Here is a 24,919-nt window from a genome sequence, read left to right on the forward strand (position 1 = left end):
CATGCCCCTCGCCTGCGCCCCTGGAATCGAAATGGCCCGCTGATCGCGGGCCGTTCAAAATCTTGCTCGCGCCTCAGCGGCTGGCCATGCGCAGCAGCTTGCACAGTTCGCGCAGATCGCCTTCGTAGGCCATGGGATTCGCCAGCACCATCTTGCAGCGCTTGATGTAGGCCGCCACCTGCGACGCCGACATGGTGTTGATGACACCCGGATTGACGCCCAGGCCACCAGATCCGCCGGACCTTCCAGGGCCACCAGCACCGGGGCCACCGGCGCCCGGTCCGCCTGGACCACCCGGACCACCGGGATTGCCACGACCGCCAATGTTGACGCCGAGGTCGACAACAGAATTGCCGCCGAGACCGACATTGGCCTTCACGTCCACAAGGCCCTTGCCGCCGCCGACATTGGCGCTGGCGTCGGCATTCAGGCCCCTTGATCCGCCAACAGAGGCATCGGCTTTTGCGTCAGCCAGTCCCTTGGAGCCGCCGACGCTGGCGTCCACATCCGCATTGATGCCGTTGGAGCCGCCAACACTGGCATTGACGCTTGCGCCGGCAAGGCCACTGCTGCCACCCGAACTCAAGCCCACATCGGCATTGACGCCACCCGACCCGCCGACTGTCGCGCCGATGCCGCTCCTGTCGATCGAGACGCCGAGGCCGCTGCTGCGGTTGCCTATATCCAAGGCGCTGGCAGGCGCGCAGAGCGCTGTGAGAACGATACCACCCGCCAGTGTCTTGGCTATTGCCTTCGATATACTAGTCATGGATGTCTCCCTGTGGTTGCCCAGTCAACAACCAGCCACCTGAGACCGGCTGCCGAGTCAGTAACGCTGCCCCTCAGAAATAAGTTTCACCAGCCCTTCATTTCCTTGCAAATCTCTTCTGACGGAATCTTCTGCGTCACACCACGTGATTAGACAATCGAATCCTTTTCGATCCTTTCCATTTAAGCATAGTATTTTATTCAATTTCAGGCGAATGCCCTGCCATCTTCAGTCCTCTGGAAATAAATGAGGTCGAGCCCGACGGATTCTCGCTCAAGTACTGTCAGGATCATGTGGGCCTGGCCACGATGATGCGTCTGGTGATTAAAAAGATGGGTGAGCGCGGGTGCGAGCCTTTGTGAGATCGTACGCATGTCCGTAATCGTCATATAGGTGAAGCGCCCGGCAAAGGCCTTGTCGCTGAGCGAGCCAATCCACTGCACGATGCGCTTGTCCTCAGCCTGCCGCGCAGCGCGCAGCTTGGCGAAATCGGCGTGAATGATGGTGTCCAGCGACGACGGCGCGTCACCCTCGCCGGTGAAGCGTTTCAGCCAGACCCGATCAGCCACCAGCAGATGGTTGAGCGTGCCTTTCATCGACTTGAAGAACGCACCGGTGTCAGCTTCATACTCCGCCTGATCCAGATCGGCGGCGGCCTCGTAAATCCGCTCGTTGGCCCATTGATTGTATGCGGCCAACATCATGAAATGCTGCTTCATCTGTTATCCTTCGGTACTTCGAAAATCATGCCCCACTTACTACAGCCCATCGGGAACCACCGCCAATGACCATTCTTCTCTACGATCTCGTCGGCCGCGATGCGGCACGCCCGTTCAGCCCGCATTGCTGGAAGGTGGCGATGGCGCTGGCCCACAAGGGGCTCGACTACCGCGCGGTGCCGACACGCTTTGTCGAAGTGCCTGAGATCGAGGGCGGTGCTTCAAAGACCATCCCGGTCATCCGCGACGGCGACAAGGTGATCGCGGATTCCTTTGCCATCGCGCTTTATCTCGAAGAGACCTATCCGGATCGGCCGACGCTGTTTGGCGGCAAGGGCGGCGAAGCACATGGCCGTTTCATCGAACGCTGGTCGCAGCTGACGGTCCACCCCTATCTCGGCGTCACGGCCCTTACCGCCCTGCATGCCATGCAGGATGAAGCCAACGCCGCCTATTTCCGCCAGACACGGGAAACGCGCTACGGCAAGACGCTGGAAGAGGTAAGTGCCGCGCGCGACGCAGGCCTCACGGCCTTCAGGGCTTCGCTCGAGCCGCTGCGCAGCATGCTGACCTACCAGCCATGGATTGGCGGCAACGGCCCGCTGTTTGCCGACTACATCGTGTTCGGTGCCTTCCAGTGGGCTCGCATCGCCACGCCCTACAGACTGCTCGACGACACCGACCCGGTCGCCGAATGGTTCGGCCGCTGCCTCGATCTGCACAACGGCCTGGGGCAACGCGTGGCGGCAGCCGCAAAGGCGGCAGCCTAGCCCCTTGGCAATGCGGCGGGCGGCCTGTATAGAGCCCGCCACACTGCAAATCCCCAGATCACAAGGACCTATCATGGCGATCGAACGCACATTTTCGATGATCAAGCCGGACGCGACCAAGCGCAACCTGACCGGCGCCGTCACCAAGATGCTTGAGGATGCCGGCCTGCGCGTCGTGGCGTCCCGCCGCGTATGGATGAGCCGCCGCGAGGCCGAAGGCTTCTACGCCGTCCACAAGGAACGCCCCTTCTTTGGCGAACTGGTCGAGACCATGACGTCGGGCCCGACCATCGTCCAGGTGCTCGAAGGCGAGAACGCGATTGCCAAGAACCGCGAAGTGATGGGCGCCACCAACCCGGCCAACGCCGACGAAGGCACCATCCGCAAGGTCCACGCGTTGTCGATCGGCGAAAACTCGGTGCACGGCTCGGACGCCCCCGAGACCGCAGCCCAGGAGATTCGCTACTGGTTCTCCGACACCGAAGTCGTCGGCTGATCCAGCCAGCGAGCAGCGGCCTTCAAGTCGCTGATCCAGAATCGAAAAAGCCGGGGTTTTGCGCCCCGGCTTTTTCTTTTGTCCTCAGTTGCCTCGAAGGACGCGCATACCAATCTTTTCAAGCTCTTGGGACAATGTCCCGAGAAACCGATTCAATCAGGCACCGTCGCCGAAGCGCAGGATCTCCTTGCCGTCCGCGCCTACCAGCACGAGCTTTCCGCCCTCGACGCGATAGGTCTTGGCACGGCCAAGCGCCTCGAGGAACTTGTGCTCCTGGTCCATAACTGGTTGCGGGCAGGCCATGAAGGTCGAGCCGAGCGGGTCGAAGGAAATCCCCTTGCCCTCGACAGTCGCCTTACCGAAAAAGTTGTTGCAGCCACCGCGACCGGTCACCTTGCCGTCGACAGCGATGCGCAGGGACGACTGCGGCGTGTCGAGCACGCCTGCGCCGGCGATATCCTCGGCCACCCATTCGCGGTCGAAGATGTCGTCGGTCTTCTCCCCGCTCGCCTGGCTTACCATCTTGAGCACCATGCTTTGCGGTCCGGCGGTCAGCGGGTCGACCGAATAGCGGACGTCATTGATGAACCACAGCCGGTCGTCAACGGTGATGCGCGCCTGGAGCGCGTAGCTCAGGCGGGGCTGGATGGCCACCGGGTTGAAGGGGATGGAAAACTTGATCGGCACCTGGCCGGCGGGATCGATCTTCTGCTGACCGACAACGGTCGAGGGAACGTCGGCCAATGAAACATCCACCAGCTGCACGGTGAGCACGGCATGCGGCGGCAGCGCGATACGCTCGCGGTAGAGCACCTCGCCGGTGATCGTCTTTTCTTCCGCCGTGGCTATTTCGGGGACTGCAAGAATGCCGACCAGCAGCGGCGCGAAGCCGAAGAGGATGAATTCTGCGAGCTTGCCAAGCATGGTCGTCTCCCCGGATCGTTGTTGCCGCCAGTGAAGGTACGAAGGATTGCGGTGGTTCCATGGCCGCGAACGCAGGTCACGGCTTCGTCAGGACTTCGCCCAGCGGGCGGCAGCAGCGTCGTCGCTTTCCTTGGCGTCGACCCAGCCGCCTTCGCTGCCGTCGACGCGGTGCTCCTTCTTCCAGAAGGGCGCGCGCGACTTGAGATAATCCATCAGGAAGCTGGCCGCATCGAACGCCGCCTGCCGGTGCTTGGACGCTGTGACGACCAGCACGATGTTTTCGCCGGGCTTGATCTTGCCGAAGCGATGGATGGCGGTGATGCCGGCCAAAGGCCAGCGTGCGATCGCCTCGTTGGCGATGCGCGTGATCTCGGCTTCGGCCATGCCGGGGTAATGTTCGAGTTCGAGGGCCGCGAGACTTCCGGCCTCGTCGCGGCACAGGCCGGTGAAGGTCACGACCGCGCCGACATCCGCCCTGCCCTCAGTCAACAGCGCGGCTTCCGCGGCGACATCAAAATCGGCCGCCTGGATGCGCACCATCGGCACGACCGCGACCGTCATGGGCTCAGCCGCCCGTCATCGGCGGAAACAGCGCGATCTCGCGTGCGCTTCCGATCAGTTCGCGGTGATCGACATGCTCCTGGTTGATCGCAACGCGGATCACCTCAGGGTGCTGCAATGCGCTTTCGAATTCCTCGCCGCGCGACTTGAGCCAAAGCAACAGGTCGGACACCGTCTTCACCTCGCTGGGCAGGTCGACGTCTTCTTCGGCCTTGCCGATCCGCTCGCGCACCCAGGCGAAATAGATGAGCTTGGTCATGCCTTCACTCGTCCATGATGTGCTTCAGGCCGGCACGGAAATAATCATAGCCGGTATATAGCGTCACAAGGGCAGCGATCCACAACAGCACGAGGCCGATCTGGGTGGTCAGCGGGAATATCTTGTCGCCGGCGGGGCCAGCAAGCAGGAACGCGATCGCCACCATCTGGATCGTGGTCTTCCACTTGGCAAGCTGGGTCACCGGCACGCTGACCTTGAGGGCAGCGAGATATTCGCGCAGGCCCGAGACCAGGATTTCGCGGCACAAGATGATGATCGCAGCCCACAGCGACCAGCCGGCGATGCCGCCACGATGGTCGGTGTCGGCCGCCAGCAAAAGCAGGCAGGTGGCAACAAGAAGCTTGTCGGCAATCGGGTCAAGCATCCGGCCGATATTCGACGTCTGCTTCCAGGCACGCGCCAGATAGCCATCGAGATAGTCGGTGAGGCTTGCCGCGACGAAGATGGCAAGCGCGCTCCAGCGGGCAAAATCGCTCGATTTCAGGGTGCCCTCAAGGAAGAAGCAAAGCACGACGAGCGGCACGGCAATGATACGCGCATAGGTAAGTATGTTGGGCAGGTTGAATGCGCGCTGGGCCATGGTCTCTGATGCTCTTTCGTCTGCGGTAGTGAAATCAGAACGGGGGGCTTGGGGTCAACTGCCTATCGATAGTCCAGGCGACAACCGGACGACAATTGTCGTTGATCACCCATTATCGTGAAAATGGTTGTAAACAAGGCGTGCGATGGATTCCGAGATGCCTTCGACGGCCATCAGATCGTCGACCGCAGCCCTACTCACCGCCTTGGCGGTGCCGAAAGCCAGCAGCAATGCGCGCTTGCGGCTCGGCCCTATGCCGCCAATCTCGTCGAGCGGGTTCTTGACCATCTCCTTCTTGCGACGCGCCCGATGCGAGCCGATGGCAAAGCGGTGTGCTTCGTCGCGCATGCGCTGGACGAAATAGAGCACGGGATCGCGCACCGGCAGCGAAAACGAATCCTTGCCCTTGACGAAGAAGCGCTCGCGTCCCGCCTCGCGGTCCTGGCCCTTGGCGACACCGATGGCCACGACACGATCCTCGATGCCAAGCTCTGCAAGCATGGCGCGCACCGCCGTCATCTGGCCCTGGCCACCGTCGATCAGGATGACATCAGGCCAGGCCGGAAACGCACCGGCATCCTCGATCTCGGCCGCATCAGGCTGTTCCTCGCCATGATCCTTGAGCAGCCGGGAAAAGCGCCGCTCCATGACCTCGCGCATCATGCCGAAATCGTCGCCAGGCGTGATGTCGGTCGAGCGGATGTTGAACTTGCGGTACTGGTTCTTGACGAACCCCTCGGGACCCGCGACCACCATGCCGCCGACGGCATTGGTGCCCATGATGTGGGAATTGTCGTAGACCTCGATGCGCACCGGCGGCTTTTCCAGCCCGAAGGTCTGGGCGAACCCTTCCAGCAGCCGTCCCTGTGTCGACGTCTCGGCAAGCCTGCGCCCCAGCGCCTCGCGGGCGTTCTGCACGGCGTGGTCGACAATGTCCTTCTTTTCGCCGCGCTGCGGCACCGAGATCGCCACCTTGTGGCCGGCGCGGGTGGACAGCGCTTCGGCCAGGAGCTCCTGTTCTTCAACCGGATGCGACAGCAGGATCGCGCGCGGACACGGCTTGTCGTCGTAGAACTGGGCCAGGAACGAGCCGAGCACTTCGGCCGCCTCGATCGAGGAATCGGCCTTGGGGAAGTAGGCGCGGTTGCCCCAGTTCTGGCCGGTGCGGAAAAAGAACACCTGGATGCCGGTCTGCCCGCCCTCCTGATGGATGGCGAAGACGTCGGCCTCGTCGATGGTCTGAGGGTTGATGCCCTGATGGCTCTGCACATGAGAAAGTGCCGCGAGCCGGTCGCGATAGACAGCGGCGCGCTCGAAATCGAGTTCTTCGGCCGCCTGCTGCATCTGCCCAGATATTTCGGTCTTCACCTTCTGGCTGCGGCCCGACAGGAAGTCCTTCGCCTCGCTGACCAGCTCGGCATAGCCCTCGGGCGAAATCTCGCCGGTGCAAGGTGCCGCACAACGCTTGATCTGAAACAGCAGGCACGGCCGGGTGCGGTTTTCGAAGAACGAATCCGTGCAGCTGCGCAAAAGGAAGGCGCGCTGCAGCGAATTGATGGTGCGGCCCACCGCCTGCGCCGATGCAAACGGTCCAAAATAATCGCCACCCTTGTGCGAGCGCGCGCCGCGATGCTTGTAGATACCCGGGGCGGCGTGGCCGCTGGTGAGCATGATGTAGGGGAACGACTTATCGTCGCGCATCAAGACATTGAAGCGCGGGCGCAGACGCTTGATCAGGTTTGCTTCGAGCAGCAACGCCTCGATTTCGGTACGGGTGACGACGAACTCCATCGTCGCCGTCTCGCGCACCATCTTGCCGATTCGGTTGGTGTGGAAGCGCCCTTGCGCGTAGTTGGTGACGCGCTTCTTGAGGCTGCGCGCCTTGCCGACATAAAGCACGTCGCCGGCGGCATTCATCATGCGATAGACGCCCGGCGCATTGGGCAGGCGCTTGACCAGCGTCTGGATCACCTCGGCGCCGACCATGCCGTCCGCATCGCCAGCGTGCGCGCTCCAGTCTATGGCGGTGAAAGGCAGATCCGGACCGCTGGGCGCAACGACTTCCTCCACCGCCTCATCGTCATCGAGCTCGGTGTCGGGCATGTCTTCGGTAGCCTTGCCGCCTTTTCCGGGGCTTGGCTTGGTGTCGGATTGGTGAGGACTCATTCCACCATGCCTGTCACATCCGGCGTCTGCCAGGCAAGATGCTGGCCGCCATCGAGTGCGATCATCTGGCCCGTGACCGAGCGCGCCTGCCAGAGATAGCGGATCGTCGCGCCGAATTCAGCAAGCTCTGGGCCACGCTTCAACAGCAGGCCGTCAAGCTGCGCGCCAAAGGCGGCGTCGTCCTGGCGCGAACTCGGCAGCGTTGGGCCGGGGCCGATGGCATTGACGCGGATGCGCGGCGCCAGTGCCTGCGCCATCGTCTTGGTCGCTGCCCAAAGTGCCGCCTTCGACAGCGAGTAAGAAAAATACAGCGGTGTCGGCTTGAGCACGCGCTGGTCGATCATGTTGACGATCAGCCCTTCCGAGCCTTCGGGCAACGCGGCGGCGAAATTCTTCGCCAGCAGTGCCGGCGCCTTCACATGCAGGGCAAAATGCCGGTCCCAGGCCTCCCAGCCGAAGTCGGTCACCGAATCGCCTTCAAAAACAGACGCGTTGTTGACCAGCAGCGTTATTGGTCCCAGCGCTGCCTCAGCCTCTGCAAGCAGCGTGTCGACGGCAACCATGTCGGCAAGGTCGGCCTGCACGACCACAGCTTGTCCACCATTTGCCTTGATGGCCGCTGCGAGATCGTCAGCTGCCGCCCGAGCGCGGTTGCAATGGATGGCGACGCCAAAGCCATGCGCGGCAAGGTCTTCCACGATCGCGCGGCCTATACGCTTGGCCCCACCCGTCACCAGCACATTGCCCGCCATCTTCGCCATCCAGTCGTCCTCTCATGCTGTTTGCCGGCTTCCGCAGAGGCAGGCGCGGCCACCCTTTTTGGTAACCTATGTAAAAAGCCGTTCATCGATCCGGCGGCAATGTGGCGAAAGCCTTCGGCACCGCCCAAAAAGCTGCCCGCGAACCATGCCGGCAGGCGAGATATAGAACGCCCAACCCCTTGTACCAAGCGGCTTGCGGCAAATGACAGGCAAAGCTCCTGACAAGGCTGTTGCATTAGCGCAACGTCACGCTTCAGCCTCATTTGCGCCCGGCAATCACCTCACTTCAGGTTCGGTTCAGCCGCATTTCGACACGACATTCAGCACTGTTCGGCGCCCTTACCGTTTCTCCCCCCGGACGGGTCATCAAGGGTGCCATTTCGAAAAAAGAGCCAGTGTTCAGTTGGCTTAAGGAGTGAAATTATGACTGCCATTCTCAAGCACGCCCGCCCCCTCGCGGCGGCTTTCGGCCTGATCGCCCTGGCTGCAATGCCGGCATTCGCTGCCGACGTCGTCATGGAAGAGCCGCCGGCACCTGCCGCCCCGATGGAGCAGCCCCCGGTCAACACCTGGTCGGGCCCCTACGCCGGTGTCTCGCTCGGTTATGGCTTCAGCGGCGACGCGCAGGACAAGACCTTCAACAACGAGATCGGCACGAGCGGCTTCGTTGGCGGCGCATTCGGCGGCTACAACTACCAGATGGACAACTTCGTCATCGGTGGCGAAGCTGACCTCGGCTACAACGGTGTCAAGGGCGACAACGCTGGAACGAGCGTGAAGGGTGGCCTCGAAGGCTCGCTGCGCGCCCGTCTCGGTTATGTCGTCACGCCTGACATCCTGGTCTACGGTACGGCCGGTGGTGCTGGCTCGCAGGTCAAGGTCACGGACGCCATTGGCAACAGCGAAACCAACTCCGCTTTCGGCTGGACCGCTGGCGTCGGCACCGACATCAAGCTGACCGAGTCGGTCTTCGGCCGCGTCGAGTACCGCTACACCGACCTCGGCAACGACAACTACAACCTCGGTGGCACCAACCACGACGTGTCGTACAAGGATCACCGCGTCACGTTCGGCGTCGGTATGAAGTTCTGATCTTCAAGATCGGCACTCATGAAAAAGCCGGGCTCGCGCCCGGCTTTTTTGTTGATTGAACCAGTTACGCTTTCGGGACGATCGCCTTCAGTTCGGGGAATTTTTCGTCGAAACGCGCGGCCCAGCGCTTCAGCCGCGGGCGGCCCTTGCCCCATGTACCGGCGAAGCGAAGCTCCATGTAAGCGATGGCGGTGCGCAGCGCGATCTGGCCGGCACTGATCGACTTCGGCAGCTTCGGCGGGTTGGCGTTGAGCATGTCGAGCGCACGCGCGGCCTTTGCCCACTGCTTGTCGAGCCAGGGCTGATGCACCAGTTCCTCGGGCCGCGAACGGCGCTCGTAGACGATTGCCAGCAGGCAGTCGCAGATGCCGTCGGCGATCGCCTCCAGCCGCTCGGCATCGAGGCGCTTTTCAGCATTGCGCGGGAACAGCTTGTTGCCCGAAAGCCGGTTCAGATATTGGGTGATGACCCGGCTGTCATAGATGCCCTCGCCCTCGTCGGTGATCCACACCGGGATCTTGCCCAGCGGGTTGGCATCGGTCAGCAACGCCGGCTGGGCCGCTGTGTCGACGACAACAGCCTCAAAGGCGATACCGGCATAGGTGGCGGCCAGGCGCACCTTGGCGCTGTAAGGCGATGTCGCGGAATAGAGAAGTTTTGGCATTACAAGGGTCCCTTTTGGCGAGGACCATATTCCGCGCGATTTTCATCGGCAACGGCGTAGCCTGAAATCAGCGGCCACGCACAGGCGGCATCACCACCTTGTCGAGGCGGCAGGCGCGCCGCTCGATCTCCGGGCAGGCGCGGAAGTCGAGATCCTTGGTCATGCAGATGCGCACCTCCTGCAGATAGCGCCTGTCGCAGGCAACCGCGATGCCATCCGCCTTCATCGCCGGGTTGGATTGCAAAAAGGCGCGCTCGGCCTGGCCCGGCGCCAATGTGCGATAGGCATCAAGCCGCTTGAACTCAGCGGGAATCTCGACCTTTTGCCGCGCTGTGCGCAGCACCTTGAAATAGTCGTCCTGGCTGAGGCCCGAGCAGGTGCCGTGCTTGCGCCACTCATGGCGAATCAGGCCAGCCGACGGCATCAGGTCGTAGAGGCCGCGCAGCTTGTCGCTCGTCACATCGCTATTGCTGGTCTGGCAGTCCTGGGGATAGCCGCGCTCATATTGCGGCCACAGGCCATGAACGACAAAGGCATAGGGCCTGCCGGCACGGCACTGCTGCCCGTTGGCCTGCTCGCCCTCCGCCTCGCAATAGCTCGGCGACCATGACAGCGACAGAACGTAGAAATCGAAACCCTGCCCTCGGGGCACGATCGCTTCAGCCGACGCGGGCGGCTTGGTTTCGCTGGATTTTTCCTCGGCCGGTTTGCAGGCGGCGAGTGCGAGCAGCGCGGCAAACGCAATTGTCCACCCGCGCGCCCGCAATCTCATGTCTAAGTCCAGCCTGCCTCAGCGCAGTACGCGGCAACCAGCTTGATCGCCATTAAAGCCGCCATTGTAAACGTACCAGCGATCGAAGCCCGCGACACAGAACTCGACATTGTTGCCGATCGAGGCAAAACCCATGCCTTCCTCGACAAGATACCAGATGCTGCGGTCGCGGCCGTCCGACAGCGTTACCGTGGCGCCGCAATAGGTGCGGCCGATGGGGTGGTTTTCGTCGGACGGCTGATAGCGGGTCTCATAGATGCGCTGGAAATCTGTGATACCGACCTGAGGCAGGTTCGGCACGTAGCGAACCTGATGGCTGAAACGGCTGGTGATGCGGTTCAGCACCGAGGCGTTGCTGCACAGTCCGGAAGAATCGGAATAGGTGGTCGCAAGATCCGCGGCCTGCACCGAGGCGGTGCCGAGCCCGGCCGCTCCAAGTCCAATGATTGCGGCAAAGATCGTGCTGGCGATGCGACTCATGGTTCCCACTCCAAGGCTGGTGCAACCCATTTTGCGGCTTCGCCGCGTTCCGGTCAAGAAGCCGCTGCTTCACCGGCGAGCCACTCGACCGACCAGCGTGCGCCCGCCCCTTCGGCAAGAACCTTGCTCAGCACCGGAAGCATCGTGCGCAGCTCGCTTTCAAGCTGATAAGGCGGGTTCACCACCACCATGCCGGTGCCGTCGAGCCGTGGCTCTGAGGAAGGTGGGCGGATGTAGAACTCGATATCCATGATCTTGGGGATGCCGGCTTCAGCGAGCTCTTCGCGGAACGCGGCCACAGCCTTGCGGTCCTTGACCGGATACCACAGCGCGAAGATGCCGCCCGGCCAGCGCCGATGCGCTTTCTTGAGCCCGTCGGCCAGGCGGTCGAACTCGCCGCCGATCTCGAAAGGCGGATCGACAAGCACCAGCCCGCGCTTTTCCTTGGGCGGCAGATGCGCCCCAAGCGCCAGCCAACCGTCAAGCTCAGTGACGCGGGTCTGGAAATCGCCTTCGAACTGCGCGGCCAGCGTCTTGGCATCCTCGGGATGCAGCTCGATCGCCGACAGCCGGTCCTGCTTGCGCAGCAGATGCCTGGCGATCACCGGCGAGCCGGGATATTTTTCAACGCCGCCAGCGGGGTTTACCGCACGCACGGCATCGAGATAGGGCGCGAGCAATTCGGCCGCATCGGCAGGCAAAGCCGCGTCGATCAGCCGGCCAATGCCGTCATGCCATTCGCCTGTCTTGCGCGCTTGTTCCGACGACAGGTCGTAAAGGCCGATGCCCGCATGGGTATCGATGACCCGAAACGCCTTGTCCTTGCGCTTGAGATATTCAATGAGCCGCGCGAGCACGGCGTGCTTGACCACGTCGGCGAAATTTCCGGCATGATAGACGTGGCGGTAATTCATGACTTGTCAGCGCCCCTGCCCCAGCGTGGCGCCGGCGGCTGTGAGTTCGGGTTTTCCGGACGACCGCCGCCGCGGCGCAGCGACAGCACAAGGCCGATGAAGCCGATGGCCATCAGCGAAAAGCCCAGCGGCTGGGCACGCGCGTCGGCCTCGCCGCCGCCTGAACGCAAGATGAGGTCAACGCGCTGGATCTGGACATTGTCGGCATCGCCCTGCTCGATGACGAAGCGGTAGGTTCCCGGCTGCACATCGCGGATCAGGCCGGCATCGTCGCGGAAGATCGGATCGGGCAGCTGCGGGCTGCGCTCGCGCGGCGTGGTGTCGTAGAAATTCAGCGCTTGGGCCAAGACCGTTTCGCCACGCGTCGAAGCTGTGATGGTCAGCACCGCGCGCGCGGGCTTGACCACCGGCGGCGCCAGCGTCGTCAGGTCGACAAGCACCCGCACGGGTGCATCTGATGTCGCCAGTGCCACCTCGACAGGGCGAAAGCCGCCTGAGCGATCATAGGCGCGATAGGTGCCGATCTCATGTCCGGTGAAATTTGTGGTCGCCCAAGGATAGATGATGCCGAGGCCGGTGCCGGCAAGCAGGACGAGAATAAACAGGAACCGCATTGAAAACTCCGTGGCCGGAATCTTTGCCACGCTGGCTGCGTCCCTGTCCACCGGCGTGGCATCGCGGCAAGCGCAAAAACCGCCTTTGCCACTCTGGCAATACGGCATCTGCCGTATTGCCAGCCAACATCCCTGCGGCCATGGATGGGGCAGAATGCAGGCGGGGAATTTCTGAAATGACGGGCAGACTGCGCAACGCGAGCCGCATTGCGGCTCTTTTGGTTTCGACCGCGCTTTGCGGTGCCCTGCCAAACGCCGCCGCCGCGCAATCGGCGGGTGATCCGTCCGACCCCGAGACCTGGCGCACGCCAGAATTCATGGCGCAGTACGGGCTGGACGGGATTGGCGCCGACTATGCCTACGCTTGGGGGCTCGATGGCAGCGGTGTAACCGTAGGCGTAGTCGATACGGGCATCGACATGACGCACCCAGAATTCGCCGGGCGCGATTTCCAAGGACTAGGTTGGGACGGCGTCGATTGGACAACCGATTTGCTCGATCATGGAACACTGGTGGCCGCGATCCTCGCCGGCACTCGCGATGGCAAAGGCATGCACGGGGTCGCCCCCAGCGCAACCCTGCTTGAGGCGACCTTTGTTGATCGCAACGGCGACATCGATTCGGCTGCGGTTCCAGCCGCGATCGACTGGCTCGTGAGCAAGAAGACACCCTTCATTCTTTTCGAATTGGGGTACATAGTTTCGGTTACCGATATTACCGCCCAGGACTATGTCAATTGGGTTGGAGCACAGCTTGGGGCGTTTCGGCGCGCGGTCGCGGCGGGCAGCCTTCTCATCGTACCGACCCACAACCAAAGTCTAGACAATCCAAACCCTGAAGCCGGCCTGCCTTATCTGTTTCCGGAACTGGAAGAAAACTGGCTGGCCGTCACCGGCTACGAATACCCCTATGGCAACAAGTGCGGCGTCGCCAAGAACTGGTGCATCGCCGCTCCGGCAAGCTCGGTCTACACGGCCTCATCGGGCGGCGGCTATCAGGAGGCCTCAGGCACGTCATTTGCCGGACCATTGGTCGCCGGCGCGGCGGCGCTGGTAAAGCAGATGTTTCCTTACATGACGCCCAGCCAGATCAAGCAGGTTCTGCTTGGCACGGCGATAGATGTCGGCGACCCCGGCGTGGACGACGTCTATGGCTATGGCTTTCTCTTCGTTGGTTCCGCCATAGCTGGCCCCGGCAAATTCGACTGGGGCGATTTTCACGCTGAATTGCCCGAAGGCACCAGTTTCTGGAGCAACGACATCACCGGCGCTGGCGGGCTGGTCAAATCCGGCGACGGCATGCTGGTGCTGGAAGGCGACAGCACCTATAGCGGCGACACCCGCATCGCCGGCGGCATCCTTGCCGTCAACGGCAGCATCGCTTCGCGCACCTTCGTCGAAGAAGCCGGCATGCTGTCGGGCACCGGCATGATCAATGCCGATGTCGAAAACCGCGGCGTCGTTTATGCCGGTTGCAATGGCTGTGGCGGCACTTTGAGCATCGACGGCAACTACACGGCTTTTGCGGGATCGGCACTTTGGGTGGACATCGGTGTGCCCGGCGGCGTGAATCGGCTCGCGGTCTCCGGCACGGCCACGCTCGCAGGCATGGTCGATCCGCAGTTTGTTCCCGGTGGCTATCGCGGCGACGCCCGCTACACGATCCTCACCGCCGGCAGCATCGCGGGAAGGTTCGACGGCGTCTTTGACTCCTTCGCTTTCCTTGACCTGTCGCTCGGCTACGATCCGACCGCCGTTCACCTCGATGTCGTCCGCAACGCCACGGCGTTCGCTGACCTGGCGCTGACCGCCAATGGCGCGGCGGCGGCGCGCAGCATCGAAAGCCTCGGCGCGGGCAACGCATTGTTTGAAGCCGTCATCGATGTCACTGCCGATGCGGCGGGCAGAGCTTTCAGCCAGCTCAACGGCGAGATTCATGCGTCGGCCACCAGCGCCCTGATCGAAAGCGGCGGTTTCGTCAACGACGCAGCATCGTCGCGACTGCGTTCGGCCTTCGGCGAGGCCGGCGCACAGACGCTGCCGGTCATGGCCTACGGTCCCGGCGGAGCGGAACTCGCCCCCGCAGACACCGAACGATTCGCCATCTGGTCGCAGGCGCTCGGGGCCTGGGGCAAGACAGACAGCGACGGCAACGCAACCGCACTCGAACGCTCGACCGGCGGCATGTTGCTGGGTGGCGATGCGGCGGCCGGCGACAACTGGCGGCTCGGCCTGCTCGGCGGCTACAGCCACACCACCTTCAACACCGAGCGGCCGGCTTCGGACGGCTCGGCCAAGACGATCCATTTCGGCCTCTACGCCGGTACGGAATGGGGCGCCCTCGCCCTCCGCTCGGGCGCGGCCTATGCATGGAGCGACATCGAAACCAGCCGCACCATCGCCATACCGGGCCGTCTCGTCGCCGACTACAACGCCGGCACAGCGCAGGTTTTTGGTGAAGTCGGCTATCGCATCGATGCCGGGCGCCACCGTCTCGAACCCTTTGCCGGCCTGTCTTATGTCAGCCTGCGCAACGACGCGTTTTCCGAGACCGGCAGCCTGGCAGCGGTGAGCGGGCTCGCCTCGACCACGAACATCACCTTCGCAACGCTTGGCCTGCATGCCGCGACCGATTTCAACATCGGCAGTCTGTCGGCCGCGGCGCGTGGCATGCTCGGCTGGCGCCATGCCTTTGGCGACGTCACGCCAGCTGCCGCCCTCGCTTTTGCCGGCGGCTTGCCCTTCGCCGTCGAAGGTCTGCCCATCGCCCGCGATGCGTTGCTGCTCGAGGCCGGGCTCGAAGCGGCGCTAACCGGCGCGGCGACGATCGGCATTAGCTACAGCGGCCAGATCGCCAGCGAGGCCTATGATCATGGCTTCAAAGCGGATTTGAAGATCAGGTTCTGAGCGCAGGCAAGCGCGCCGCACATATGCTGGCGCGCCTTCCACCGGCGACGCCAGCATTGTCAAATTGCCGGGCACGAGCACGGACGCTACGGCTTTTGGCTGGCGCCGGAAAGTGCAGCCTTGCTAGCCACTTCCCGCTCCATCTCATCGAGCATCATTTCAAGGCCCATCTCGAACGTCGTGTCGAACTCGGCGACGGCAAAAAACGGCCCTGCCGCGGCGACATTGGGAAAGTCGCGGCGCAACTGCTCTTCGTCGACAGTCGTTACCGCCGACGGTCCTTTCGCATAGCCCGCCGTCTCGTCGAGAATTGCTCCCATCAGGTAATAGCCGACCGCGCGGAACATGCGGGCCGAGCGTTCGCGACCGAAGCCGCCGTCTTCGAACAAACCGATTACCCCGTCCAGCCATTTCAGGCACTTCGGCGAATTCATGCGGTAGGTGACGAGATAGGGCGCGAAGGCGGGATAGGCCCTCGCAACGGCACGATAGTCGTGCGCCACCATCCGCGCGCGTGTCCGCCATGGCAGGTCGCGGGGCGGTATCTCCAGGTTGCCGACCAGCCGTTCCACTAGCGCTTCAAACAGATGTGCGGCCGAGGCGTAGTGGTGGTAGATGCTCATCGCCTGGCAATCGAGCGCCTGCGCCAGCTTGCGCATCGAAAAGCCCGACATCCCTTCACGCTCGATGACCTCGAATGCCGCGATCTCGATCATGTCGCGTGAGAGCCGTGCTCGCTTTTTGTTGATCGGCTTGTCCATGGCCTCGCTTGACAACTTACACTGTAAGGTTCACCAATATCCATACCTTACACCGTAAGGGAAGAGTGATCCAGAGGAGGAAGTCATGTCAGTTTGCCATGCATACGCCTTCGCCTCGTTCCGCCGCACGCTGACGGTCTTGGCTGGCGCCGCAGCCTGTTCAGCCACACTCGCCTTGATGCCGCTATCCGCTCACGCCGACGATTACGACGCTGCCATCAAGGACATACAAAAGTCGATGGGTGGCGTGCCGAGCTTCGTCAAGCAGTTCCCCAAAGCCGGCCTGCCCGGTGCCTGGTCGGAGCTGAAAAACATCGAATTCAGTGACAAGACCGCGTTGCCACCAAAAACCAAGGCGCTGATTTCTCTCGCCGTCGCAGCGCAGATTCCGTGCAGCTACTGCATCTGGGCCGACACGGAGGACGCCAAGAAGCTCGGCGCGACGCAAGAAGAAATCCAGGAAGCCGTGGCCATGGCCGCGCTGACGCGCCACTGGAGCACGATCTTCAACGGCATGCAGGTCGATTTCGAGACATTCAAGAAGGAACTCAGCGGCGAGACGAGCGCCGCAAAGTAGAAATGGGCGGGGCGTGGCTCGCCAGGCTGCGCCTCTATGCCTTGCGCTCCCAGCGCCGGTCAGGCGTCTGCTGCCAGTAGGTGACGGTGTGGCCGGCGGCCTTCATCGTCTTCCAGTGTTCGCGCGCGCCTTCGAGCTGTGCCGCGTCGTGGCCGTCGAACAGAAAGACGGCGCGTTGATAAGGCGCGATATCAGGTGGCGAAGCACCATCGACAAGGAAACGGATTTCGGCCGCATTCGGATTGCCTTCGCCCACGGTCAACACCACCGGCTGATCCGACGCATACGCCTCGCGGTCGCTGCCATGGGCCAAAAACGAATCGTCGCGAAAGGTCCACAGATGCGCGTCGAGCGCATCGCGTCGCTCTTCGCTGCCGGTCTGCACCACAGCCTTCCAGCCACGCTGCAGGCTGCGTTCGAGCAAGCCCGGAAGCGCGTCTTCGAGCGTCGATTCGGTCAGGTGGTAGAAAAGGACTTCGGCCATGGGGCAATGCTATGCCCGAAATCCGCTCGGTGGTGAAGCGTCCCGCCGCGCCAGGCAAGCCCAGCGCGGCCGATTGTTGGATGCTCAGCCTTCGTAGTGGTCCCGCACCAGCCTGTCGAGCAGCCTTACGCCGTAGCCCGAGCCCCAGGACTGGTTGATCTCATTGGTCGGCGAGCCCATCGCGGTGCCAGCGATGTCGAGATGCGCCCAGGGCGTTTCCTTGACAAAACGCTGCAGGAACTGCGCCGCCGTGATCGAACCGCCATAACGGCCGCCGATGTTTTTCATGTCGGCATTCTTGGAATCGATCAGCTTGTCGTAGTCGGAGCCGAGCGGCATGCGCCACAGCTTCTCCTGCGTCACGGTGCCCGAATCCGTCAGGCGGGTCGCCAGTTCGTCATTGTTGGAGAACAGGCCGGCATGACCCTGGCCAAGGGCCACCATGATCGCGCCGGTCAGCGTCGCCAGGTTGACCATGAATTTCGGCTCGAAACGCTGGTTGCAGTACCACAGCGCATCGGCGAGCACGAGGCGGCCTTCGGCGTCGGTGTTCAGTACTTCGATGGTCTGGCCCGACATCGAGGTGACGATGTCGCCCGGGCGCTGGGCGTTGCCGTCGACCATGTTTTCGACCAGGCCGATGATGCCGACCACATTGACCTTGGCCTTGCGGGCCGCAAGCGCGTGCATCAGGCCAGTGACGGCTGCGGCACCGCCCATGTCACCCTTCATGTCTTCCATGCCGGCAGCCGGCTTGATCGACACGCCACCCGAATCGAAGACCACGCCCTTGCCAACGAAGGCAATCGGCTTTTCCTTGGCCTTGCCGCCGTTCCACTGCATCACCGCCAGGCGCGGCGGACGCACCGAGCCTTGGGCGACGCCGAGCAGCGCGCCCATGCCGAGCTTCTTCATTTCCTTCTCGGTCAGGATCTCGACCTTGACGCCAAGCTTTTCGAGCTCCTTGGCCTGCGCTGCGAACTCCACCGGGCCAAGCACATTGGCAGGCTCGTTGACGAGGTCGCGGGCGAGCAGCACACCGCCGACGATCGCTTCAGCATCGGCGAAGGCCTTTTTAGCAGCTGCGGGATCGGCGCAATGGATCACGATTTTCGCCGGCTTCTTGTCGTCGGCCTTGCCGTCGCCATTGTCCTTCTTGGTCTTGTATTTATCGAAGCTGTAGGCCCTGAGCAGGATGCCTGCGGCGACGCCAGCGGCGGCAGCGCCATCGACAGTGACGCCTGGAATGTCGAGAATCACCGCCACGTCGGTTGCCTTGCGCAACTGGCCGGCGAGCGCGCCGCCGAGCTTGAGCCAGGAATATTCGTCGAGTGCCGTGGTCTTGCCGACACCGATGGCGACAAGCCGGTCAGCCGCCGTGCCCTCGGGCGCCAGGACTTCCACCACGCCGCCAAACTTGCCGGTGAAGTCGGCGATAGGGAAAGCACGGTCGAGCGTCTTGGCCGGATCACATGCGCGCGCCGCATCGCTCAGTCCTCCATCTTCGGCGGAGAAGATGAAAACGGTGCCTTTTTTCGGCACACCCGGCTTGGCGAAACTGATCGACGGCTTAGAAGTCATGATATCCTGCTTTCGGATCCCGTTCTGATGGTGCGCGACATTTCGTCGTTTTCGAGAGTTTGGCAAGCCTCCCGTCACGTAGGCCAGCTATTGCTAAAGTCGAAATATTGTCAGAAACCTCGCGTTAACCACCTCTGTTCGGCCTTTCTTAGCCATTAGTGCCCAGACTCGCGCCTGGTGGGAGAAGGTGCTGGAATGGTGTCGGCCTGAAGGGGCCAGTTGTGCCGGCTTGCCTTGGACTATATCTTGGACCCACATCGACCGTGCGACATCCTGTCGGCCGGCCAAGTCGGAAACACGGAATCCTGGTCATCGATGAAGGTTGTTGAGCGCTACATCCTGCGTCGTGCGTTCGTGGTTTTCGTCGCCGCGCTGACTTGGACCTTGGCCATCGTCTGGACCACCCAGGTGCTCGGGCGAATCGACCTCGTCACCGATAGCGGCCAGTCGGCGCTGACCTTCTTTGAGGTGGCGGCACTTATTTTGCCCACCGTCATCCCCATCGTCGTGCCCTTTGCAGTGGTCATCGCCGTGGCGTTGACGCTGAGCACGATGAACAGCGATTCCGAGCTGGTGATCCTCAACGCCGCGGGCGCCTCGCGACTGACAGTCATCCGGCCTATCCTCATCCTTGCTATCGGCGCCAGCCTGTTTTCCTTCGTCATCGACAATGTCGCCGAACCCATGGCGCGCCAGCGCAACCGCGAACTGATCGCCACCTCGCGCGCCGACCTATTGTCGCTGATCATCCAGGAAGGCACCTTCCGCAAGGTCGATGAAGGTCTGTTTGTCCAGGTCGGCGAGCGGCTGCCCAATGGCGGACTGGGCGGCATTTTCGTTGCCGATTCGCGTGAACCGAACGTCGACCTCGTCTACTACGCCAAGGACGGCTCCTTCATCGAGCGCGACAGCAAGCAGATGCTGGTGATGAATGACGGCGTGATCCACCGCAAGGCGCCAGGCGGCGAGGTGTCGGTGATCAGTTTCGATTCCTATGCCTTCGACCTCAGCGAATTCTCCGCTGCCGCCCAGGAGGTCACCATGGCACCGAAGGATCGCTCAACGGCCTATCTGATGGACCCCTCGCACAGCGACAAGTTCTATCAGCGCAATCCGCGGCTGTTCACGGTCGAACTCGACCGCCGCTTCACCGAATGGTTCTATTCGATCGCCTTCGCGCTCATCGCGCTTGCCGTGGCAGGCGATGCGCGTTCGCATCGCGAAGCGCGCATCCATCCGCTCATCACCACGGTCACCATCGCGCTGTTTTTCCGCTGGCTCGGCTTCTTCGCCGGCAGCAAGGCCGAGACGGTGCCCTGGGTCAGCTATCTCATCTATGGCATTCCGATCGGCGCGTCATTGCTCGCCATCTGGTTCATCCGCAACAACCGCACCATGGAGCTGCCGGTCGCAGTTGCCGACCGCATGGCGGCGATGGCTGCGCGCATCCGCGACAGGTTCACCGCCTTCCGCCTGCGGCTCGGCGGCGGCGCTTCCGGCCAGGGAGCAGCATGATGGGCTGGACACTCGGGCGCTATTTCCTGTTTCGCTATGCCGTCATCACGACGTGGTTCTTCATCGGCATTTTCGCGCTGATCTTCATCATCGACGTCACTGAGTTCTCCAGCAATGTCGGTAGCCTGCCGGGCTTCAAGTTCAGCATGGCCCTTACTGTGTCGGCGCTTCGCGTGCCGATGATCATGCAGCAGACGGTGCCGTTCGTGGCTCTGTTCAGCGCGATGGCGACACTTGTGTCGCTCAACCGTCGCTACGAGCTGGTCATCGCGCGCGCCGCCGGCATTTCGGCGTGGCAGTTCCTGCTGCCCTGCTGCATCGGCGCGCTGCTTTTCGGCATGATCACGGTCGGCATCCTCAACCCGATCGCGGCCCACGGTTTTTCACGTGCCGAAAATATCGAATCCGAATTGCGCTCGCGCCAGTCGAATTCGGTTTCGGCATTCTCGGCACCATGGCTGCGGCAGAAAGCAAACGGCACCGAAGTCATCATCGGCGCTCGTGCGGTCCTCAACCAGGGCCTGGAACTCGCAGACGCGGTGTTCTTCGTCTTCGACTCGAGCGGCAATATGGTCGAGCGCAAGGACGCAGAGCGCGCCTATCTGCGGGAAGGACATTGGGAACTCGTCAACGTCCGCAGCATGAAGGGCGCCGAGAACTTCACCTCGGAAAAAACCGACCAGGTACCAACCAATCTGAAGCCGGAATTCGTGCAGGAAAGACTGGCGCGACCGGAAACGATTCCATTCTTCCAACTGCCTGCAAAGATCGAAATCGCGCGCTCATTCGGCCTCAGGGCAAACGCATTCGCCATGCAATTTCATTCACTTGTCGCCCTTCCCTTCCTTCTCGTCGCGATGACTCTCATTGCTGCAACAGTGTCGATGCAATTTGCGAGGATGGGGCAGTCGGCAACGATGATTCTGGGTGGCGTCCTCGCTGGCTTTCTGCTTTATGTCGTTTCGGTTCTGGTCAAAGCATTTGGCAATGCGGGATTCGTGCCGACTTATATTGCGGCGTGGCTTCCAGTTGTCGTAGCAATGTTTTTCGGGGTGACTTTCCTGCTCTACAAGGAGGACGGTTAGTGAGGGGCGTAATGGCCAGCCGCAGGACGGCCCTTAGGGCACGCCTTTTCGGTGCGACCGCGCTCGCATCTCTATTCGTGTGCGCGCTTCCGCTCGCTCCAGCGTTCGCTCAAACTGTCGCCGACCTCGCGCCCAGCGTGCCCGAAGGCTCGCAGATGCTGCTTGAGGCGGACACGCTCGTCTATGACAACGACGTCCAGACGGTGACCGCCGTCGGCGGCGTGCAGATCGACTATGCCGGCAACCGCCTCGTCGCCCAGCGCGTCACCTATGACCGCAAGACGTCGCGGCTGGTCGCCAGCGGCAATGTCGCGATCGTCAATTCCGACGGCACCAAGATCTTCTCGCAAGAAATTGACATCACCGACGACTTCGCTGACGGCTTCGTCAACGCGCTGCGCGTCGAGACCGTCGACAAGACCTATTTCGCCGCCGAAAGCGCCAAGCGCGAAGGCGGTGTGCTGACGACGTTCAACAACGGCGTCTACACGGCCTGCGCACCGTGCGAAAAAACGCCTGACAAGGCACCGATCTGGCGCGTCAAGGCGCAGAAGATCATTTGGGACGGCCAGAAGAAGACTGTGCGCTTCGAGAACTCCAATTTCGAGTTCTTCGGCTTCCCCATCGCCTTCCTGCCAGCCTTCGAAATCGCCGACCCGACAGTGAAGCGCAAGAGCGGCTTCCTGATTCCGAACATCAGCTTCAAGAGCAAGCTCGGCGCGGGCCTTACGGTTCCCTACTATTTCGCGCTTTCGCCGACCTATGACCTCACCGTAAAAGGCACCGGCTATACCAAGCAGGGCTTCCTTGGCGAAGCCGAATGGCGCCAGCGTTTCGACAATGGCGCCTACACCCTGAAGATCGCCGGCATCCACCAGATGAATCCGGACAAGTTCGACCCCAACACAGTCGATCGCGGGGCTCCAGGCGACGAAAACAAGCTGCGCGGCATGGTCGGCACGAAGGGTCGTTTCGACCTCAATCCGCGCTGGGCGTTCGGCTGGGATGTTCTCGTTCAGTCCGACAAGAATTTTTCGCGCACCTATAACATCGATGGTTTCGCCGACAGCACGCATCGCTCGGAGGTCTATCTCACCGGCCTGAACGACCGTAATTACTTCGACCTGCGCGCCATGCACTTCGATGTCCAGGAAGAAGTGCTCGACAGCGACCCCACGGCGCGCGCCAACAAGCAGCCCTGGGTGCTGCCGTCGCTCGACTACGCCTACATCCCCGACATGCCGGTCGCGGGAGGCGAGTTGTCCTTCGACGTCAATGCGCGTGTCATCCAGCGTTCGGACCTTGATACCACGGTGTTCGCGCCAGCGTTTTCGCCCACGATACACGGCATCGAAGGCACGTCCGGCCGCCTGACTGCCGAAGCCGAGTGGAAGCGCACAATCATCACCGAGGGCGGCCTGCTGGTCACGCCGCTGCTCGCCTTCCGTGGCGACGGCAGCTATCTCAATGCGTCGGCTGACTCGCTCAACGCCATCAACACCATGGCCGCAAACCCGCAGATCAACGTCGCCGACGATGTTCGCTCGTCGCTGTTCCGCTACATGGCAACACTCGGCCTCGAATTGCGCTGGCCAGTGCTGTTTTCGTCGACAAGTTCGACCCATGTGCTCGAGCCGATGGCGCAGCTTTTCGCTCGCCCGAGCGAAGGCGATATCGGCGGGCTCGGCATTCCCAACGAGGATGCCCAGAGCTTCGTTTTCGATGCGACGTCGCTGTTTGAGCGCGACAAGTTCTCGGGCTACGACCGCATGGAAGGTGGCACCCGCGCCAATCTCGGCGTGCGCTACACCGGCAGCTTCAACAATGGCTGGACCACCAACGCGCTCGCCGGCCAGTCCTATCACCTTGCTGGCGAAAATTCGTTTGCCGCCCCTGACCTCGTCAATGCCGGCGCCTATTCGGGGCTGGAGAGCGATAGGTCGGACTACGTGGCCCTCGCCGGCATCGCCAGCCCGAACGGCTTGTCGGCCTCGGTCAGCGGCCGCTTCGACGAGCAGACGTTCGACGTGCGGCGCGCCGAGTTGAAGGTCGGTCTGGATGCCCGTCCACTCGCTGTTTCGGCACGATACGCCTTCGTCGAGGCGCAGCCGCTCTACGGTTTCCCCACCGACCGCCATGAAGTCACGCTCGGCGCCACAGCCCGTTTCAACGACAATTGGCGCGCCTTCGGCTCTGGTACCTACGACATCAAGAGCGATCTGCTCGTCAGGAACGGCGTCGGCTTTGCCTATGACGACGAGTGCTTCACCTACATGATGACCTATGCGGAAAGCCGCGATCACAACAATCCAGACGATGTGACACGTACCGTCGGCTTCAATATTTCGTTCCGCACGATCGGCGATTTCGGAACGGCGACAAACGTCTTCTAGGATCAGCATGGGAACGGTGCTGGGGGCGGCTCGACATCGTTTTGCCGCATAAAACGGCCATTTGCTGGGCAATATCATCCGAGCGAAGCTTGGATTGGGGTTTGAACGGGACTTTTTCCATGCGGAAACACCTCTTTTCGGCAGGCTTTGCTCTGCTCGTGGCGGCAACGTCGATTTCGATGACCGCTTATGCGCCGCAGGCTCAGGCCAGCGAAATCAAGTACGTCGTCAATGATGTGCCGATCACCAGCTACGACATCCAGCGTCGGGCCGCCTTCCTCAAGCTGCAAAAGCGCAAGGGCGATGCCAACGAGGAAATGATCGAACAGACGCTGCGTCTGGCCGAGATGAAGCGCCTCAACATCCGCGTCTCCGACAAGCAGGTCGAGGATGCCTATGCGCGTTTCGCCGGCTCCAACAAGCTCAAGCCGGCCCAGATGGACCAGATCCTGGCACAGGCTGGCGTGACCAGCAGCCACTTCAAGGAATACATCCGCGCCCAGATCGGCTGGAACCAGGCACTCAGCGCGCGCTTCCGCTCCACCGAGGGCGGCGGCGGTGGCACCAGCGAGCAGGACGCCGTCCGGCGCATGCTCCAGAAGGGCGGTGCCAAGCCCAGCGCCACCGAATACATGCTGCAGCAGGTGATCTTCGTCGTACCCGCCTCCGAGCGCGGCACGATCCCCAAGCGCAAGCGTGAAGCCGATGCCATGCGCGGCCGCTTCAAAGGCTGCGAACAGACGCGCGAGTTCGCCAAGGGCCTGCTCGACGTCACTGTGCGTGACCTCGGCCGGGTACTCGCGCCACAGTTGCCGCCCGAGTGGTCCGACGACATCAAGAAGCTCAAGGCCGGCGGTGCGACCCCGGTACGCGAGACCGAGCGCGGCGTTGAATTCATCGGCGTTTGCAGCGCCCGCGAAGTTTCGGACGACAAGGTCGCCCAGATGGTGTTCCAGGCCGAAGATATGGGCAAGGGCGACAACGCAAAGGCCGACGAGCTCAATAAGAAGTACATGGCCGAGCTGCGGAAAGTCGCTCGCATCGTAACGCGCTAG

25 protein-coding genes are annotated in these 24,919 nt (G+C 62.3%); 9 read left to right on the forward strand and 16 right to left on the reverse strand.

Annotation, left to right across the window (positions count from 1 at the left end; all coding sequences use genetic code 11):
* Positions 1 to 73: 73 nt before the first annotated feature.
* Positions 74 to 769, reverse strand: a complete 696-nt coding sequence (locus tag AC1RTB_RS04200) for a hypothetical protein (protein WP_492880595.1) — start codon at positions 767 to 769, stop codon at positions 74 to 76.
* 206 nt (positions 770 to 975) lie between these two features.
* Positions 976 to 1,488, reverse strand: coding sequence for a DinB family protein (locus AC1RTB_RS04205; protein WP_492880596.1), 513 nt, complete (start codon positions 1,486 to 1,488; stop codon positions 976 to 978).
* Positions 1,489 to 1,553: 65 nt separating this feature from the next.
* Here AC1RTB_RS04205 and AC1RTB_RS04210 point away from each other — a divergent pair, with 65 nt between their 5' ends.
* Both AC1RTB_RS04210 and ndk read left to right on the forward strand, forming a co-directional pair.
* Positions 1,554 to 2,258: a glutathione S-transferase family protein gene (locus AC1RTB_RS04210; RefSeq protein ID WP_492880597.1), complete on the forward strand. Its 705-nt coding sequence runs from the start codon at positions 1,554 to 1,556 to the stop codon at positions 2,256 to 2,258.
* Positions 2,259 to 2,331: 73 nt separating this feature from the next.
* Positions 2,332 to 2,754, forward strand: a complete 423-nt coding sequence (gene ndk, locus AC1RTB_RS04215; RefSeq protein ID WP_476798767.1) for a nucleoside-diphosphate kinase — start codon at positions 2,332 to 2,334, stop codon at positions 2,752 to 2,754.
* A 156-nt stretch (positions 2,755 to 2,910) separates the two neighbouring features.
* Here the strand turns inward: ndk and AC1RTB_RS04220 are convergent, their stop codons facing one another.
* From AC1RTB_RS04220 to AC1RTB_RS04245, 6 genes are all read right to left on the reverse strand, one after another.
* Positions 2,911 to 3,678, reverse strand: a complete 768-nt coding sequence (locus AC1RTB_RS04220) for a YbaY family lipoprotein (RefSeq protein ID WP_492880598.1) — start codon at positions 3,676 to 3,678, stop codon at positions 2,911 to 2,913.
* 87 nt (positions 3,679 to 3,765) lie between these two features.
* Complete coding sequence (locus tag AC1RTB_RS04225) at positions 3,766 to 4,239, reverse strand: molybdenum cofactor biosynthesis protein MoaE (RefSeq protein ID WP_492880599.1); 474 nt, start codon at positions 4,237 to 4,239, stop codon at positions 3,766 to 3,768.
* Positions 4,240 to 4,243: 4 nt separating this feature from the next.
* On the reverse strand, positions 4,244 to 4,498 hold the full coding sequence (gene moaD / locus AC1RTB_RS04230) for a molybdopterin converting factor subunit 1 (RefSeq protein WP_492880600.1): 255 nt from the start codon (positions 4,496 to 4,498) through the stop codon (positions 4,244 to 4,246).
* Between the two features lie 4 nt (positions 4,499 to 4,502).
* Positions 4,503 to 5,099 (reverse strand): CDP-diacylglycerol--glycerol-3-phosphate 3-phosphatidyltransferase, encoded by a 597-nt coding sequence (gene pgsA / locus AC1RTB_RS04235; protein WP_492880601.1) that lies wholly within the window; start codon positions 5,097 to 5,099, stop codon positions 4,503 to 4,505.
* A gap of 105 nt (positions 5,100 to 5,204) precedes the next feature.
* Positions 5,205 to 7,265, reverse strand: a complete 2,061-nt coding sequence (gene uvrC / locus AC1RTB_RS04240) for an excinuclease ABC subunit UvrC (protein WP_492880602.1) — start codon at positions 7,263 to 7,265, stop codon at positions 5,205 to 5,207.
* On the reverse strand, positions 7,262 to 8,026 hold the full coding sequence (locus AC1RTB_RS04245) for an SDR family oxidoreductase (protein WP_492880603.1): 765 nt from the start codon (positions 8,024 to 8,026) through the stop codon (positions 7,262 to 7,264). Before AC1RTB_RS04245 ends, uvrC begins: the two co-directional genes overlap by 4 nt.
* A 423-nt stretch (positions 8,027 to 8,449) precedes the next feature.
* Here AC1RTB_RS04245 and AC1RTB_RS04250 point away from each other — a divergent pair, with 423 nt between their 5' ends.
* Positions 8,450 to 9,118, forward strand: a complete 669-nt coding sequence (locus tag AC1RTB_RS04250) for an outer membrane protein (RefSeq protein ID WP_492880604.1) — start codon at positions 8,450 to 8,452, stop codon at positions 9,116 to 9,118.
* Positions 9,119 to 9,182: 64 nt separating this feature from the next.
* Here the strand turns inward: AC1RTB_RS04250 and AC1RTB_RS04255 are convergent, their stop codons facing one another.
* The 5 genes from AC1RTB_RS04255 to AC1RTB_RS04275 form a co-directional block, all read right to left on the reverse strand.
* Positions 9,183 to 9,782 carry a glutathione S-transferase family protein gene (locus AC1RTB_RS04255; RefSeq protein WP_492880605.1) on the reverse strand — a complete coding sequence of 200 codons (600 nt, stop codon included), beginning with the start codon at positions 9,780 to 9,782 and terminating at the stop codon, positions 9,183 to 9,185.
* A 67-nt stretch (positions 9,783 to 9,849) separates the two neighbouring features.
* A complete protein-coding gene (locus AC1RTB_RS04260; protein WP_492880606.1) occupies positions 9,850 to 10,554 on the reverse strand; it encodes a ribonuclease T2 family protein in 705 nt (234 codons plus the stop codon).
* Between the two features lie 18 nt (positions 10,555 to 10,572).
* Positions 10,573 to 11,034, reverse strand: coding sequence for a hypothetical protein (locus tag AC1RTB_RS04265; protein ID WP_492880607.1), 462 nt, complete (start codon positions 11,032 to 11,034; stop codon positions 10,573 to 10,575).
* Between the two features lie 53 nt (positions 11,035 to 11,087).
* Positions 11,088 to 11,948: a 23S rRNA (adenine(2030)-N(6))-methyltransferase RlmJ gene (locus tag AC1RTB_RS04270; RefSeq protein ID WP_492880608.1), complete on the reverse strand. Its 861-nt coding sequence runs from the start codon at positions 11,946 to 11,948 to the stop codon at positions 11,088 to 11,090.
* The gene (locus AC1RTB_RS04275) at positions 11,945 to 12,562 is read right to left on the reverse strand and encodes a hypothetical protein (protein ID WP_492880609.1); all 618 of its coding nucleotides are present in this window, start codon (positions 12,560 to 12,562) and stop codon (positions 11,945 to 11,947) included. Before AC1RTB_RS04275 ends, AC1RTB_RS04270 begins: the two co-directional genes overlap by 4 nt.
* A 176-nt stretch (positions 12,563 to 12,738) precedes the next feature.
* On the opposite strand from AC1RTB_RS04275, the gene AC1RTB_RS04280 reads away from it, so the two are divergent.
* Positions 12,739 to 15,468, forward strand: coding sequence for an autotransporter domain-containing protein (locus tag AC1RTB_RS04280; protein WP_492880610.1), 2,730 nt, complete (start codon positions 12,739 to 12,741; stop codon positions 15,466 to 15,468).
* Between the two features lie 86 nt (positions 15,469 to 15,554).
* On the opposite strand, the gene AC1RTB_RS04285 is transcribed toward AC1RTB_RS04280, so the two are convergent.
* A complete protein-coding gene (locus AC1RTB_RS04285) occupies positions 15,555 to 16,229 on the reverse strand; it encodes a TetR/AcrR family transcriptional regulator (protein ID WP_492880611.1) in 675 nt (224 codons plus the stop codon).
* An 85-nt stretch (positions 16,230 to 16,314) separates the two neighbouring features.
* Here AC1RTB_RS04285 and AC1RTB_RS04290 point away from each other — a divergent pair, with 85 nt between their 5' ends.
* Positions 16,315 to 16,806 carry a carboxymuconolactone decarboxylase family protein gene (locus tag AC1RTB_RS04290; RefSeq protein ID WP_492880612.1) on the forward strand — a complete coding sequence of 164 codons (492 nt, stop codon included), beginning with the start codon at positions 16,315 to 16,317 and terminating at the stop codon, positions 16,804 to 16,806.
* A 34-nt stretch (positions 16,807 to 16,840) separates the two neighbouring features.
* Here the strand turns inward: AC1RTB_RS04290 and AC1RTB_RS04295 are convergent, their stop codons facing one another.
* Both AC1RTB_RS04295 and AC1RTB_RS04300 read right to left on the reverse strand, forming a co-directional pair.
* Complete coding sequence (locus AC1RTB_RS04295) at positions 16,841 to 17,290, reverse strand: DNA polymerase III subunit chi (RefSeq protein ID WP_492880613.1); 450 nt, start codon at positions 17,288 to 17,290, stop codon at positions 16,841 to 16,843.
* 84 nt (positions 17,291 to 17,374) lie between these two features.
* Complete coding sequence (locus AC1RTB_RS04300) at positions 17,375 to 18,871, reverse strand: leucyl aminopeptidase (protein WP_492880614.1); 1,497 nt, start codon at positions 18,869 to 18,871, stop codon at positions 17,375 to 17,377.
* A 315-nt stretch (positions 18,872 to 19,186) separates the two neighbouring features.
* On the opposite strand from AC1RTB_RS04300, the gene lptF reads away from it, so the two are divergent.
* The 4 genes from lptF to AC1RTB_RS04320 all read left to right on the forward strand — a co-directional run bounded on the left by lptF (position 19,187) and on the right by AC1RTB_RS04320 (position 24,919).
* Entirely contained in the window at positions 19,187 to 20,386 is a 1,200-nt protein-coding gene (gene lptF / locus AC1RTB_RS04305; protein WP_492880615.1) for an LPS export ABC transporter permease LptF, read from the forward strand.
* Positions 20,383 to 21,471 carry an LPS export ABC transporter permease LptG gene (gene lptG / locus AC1RTB_RS04310; RefSeq protein WP_492880616.1) on the forward strand — a complete coding sequence of 363 codons (1,089 nt, stop codon included), beginning with the start codon at positions 20,383 to 20,385 and terminating at the stop codon, positions 21,469 to 21,471. Before lptF ends, lptG begins: the two co-directional genes overlap by 4 nt.
* Before the next feature lie 11 nt (positions 21,472 to 21,482).
* Complete coding sequence (locus AC1RTB_RS04315) at positions 21,483 to 23,864, forward strand: LPS-assembly protein LptD (protein ID WP_492880617.1); 2,382 nt, start codon at positions 21,483 to 21,485, stop codon at positions 23,862 to 23,864.
* Between the two features lie 119 nt (positions 23,865 to 23,983).
* Positions 23,984 to 24,919, forward strand: a complete 936-nt coding sequence (locus AC1RTB_RS04320) for a peptidylprolyl isomerase (RefSeq protein ID WP_492880618.1) — start codon at positions 23,984 to 23,986, stop codon at positions 24,917 to 24,919.

This window comes from Aminobacter sp. GW821-FHT11F06 (genome assembly GCF_058808215.1).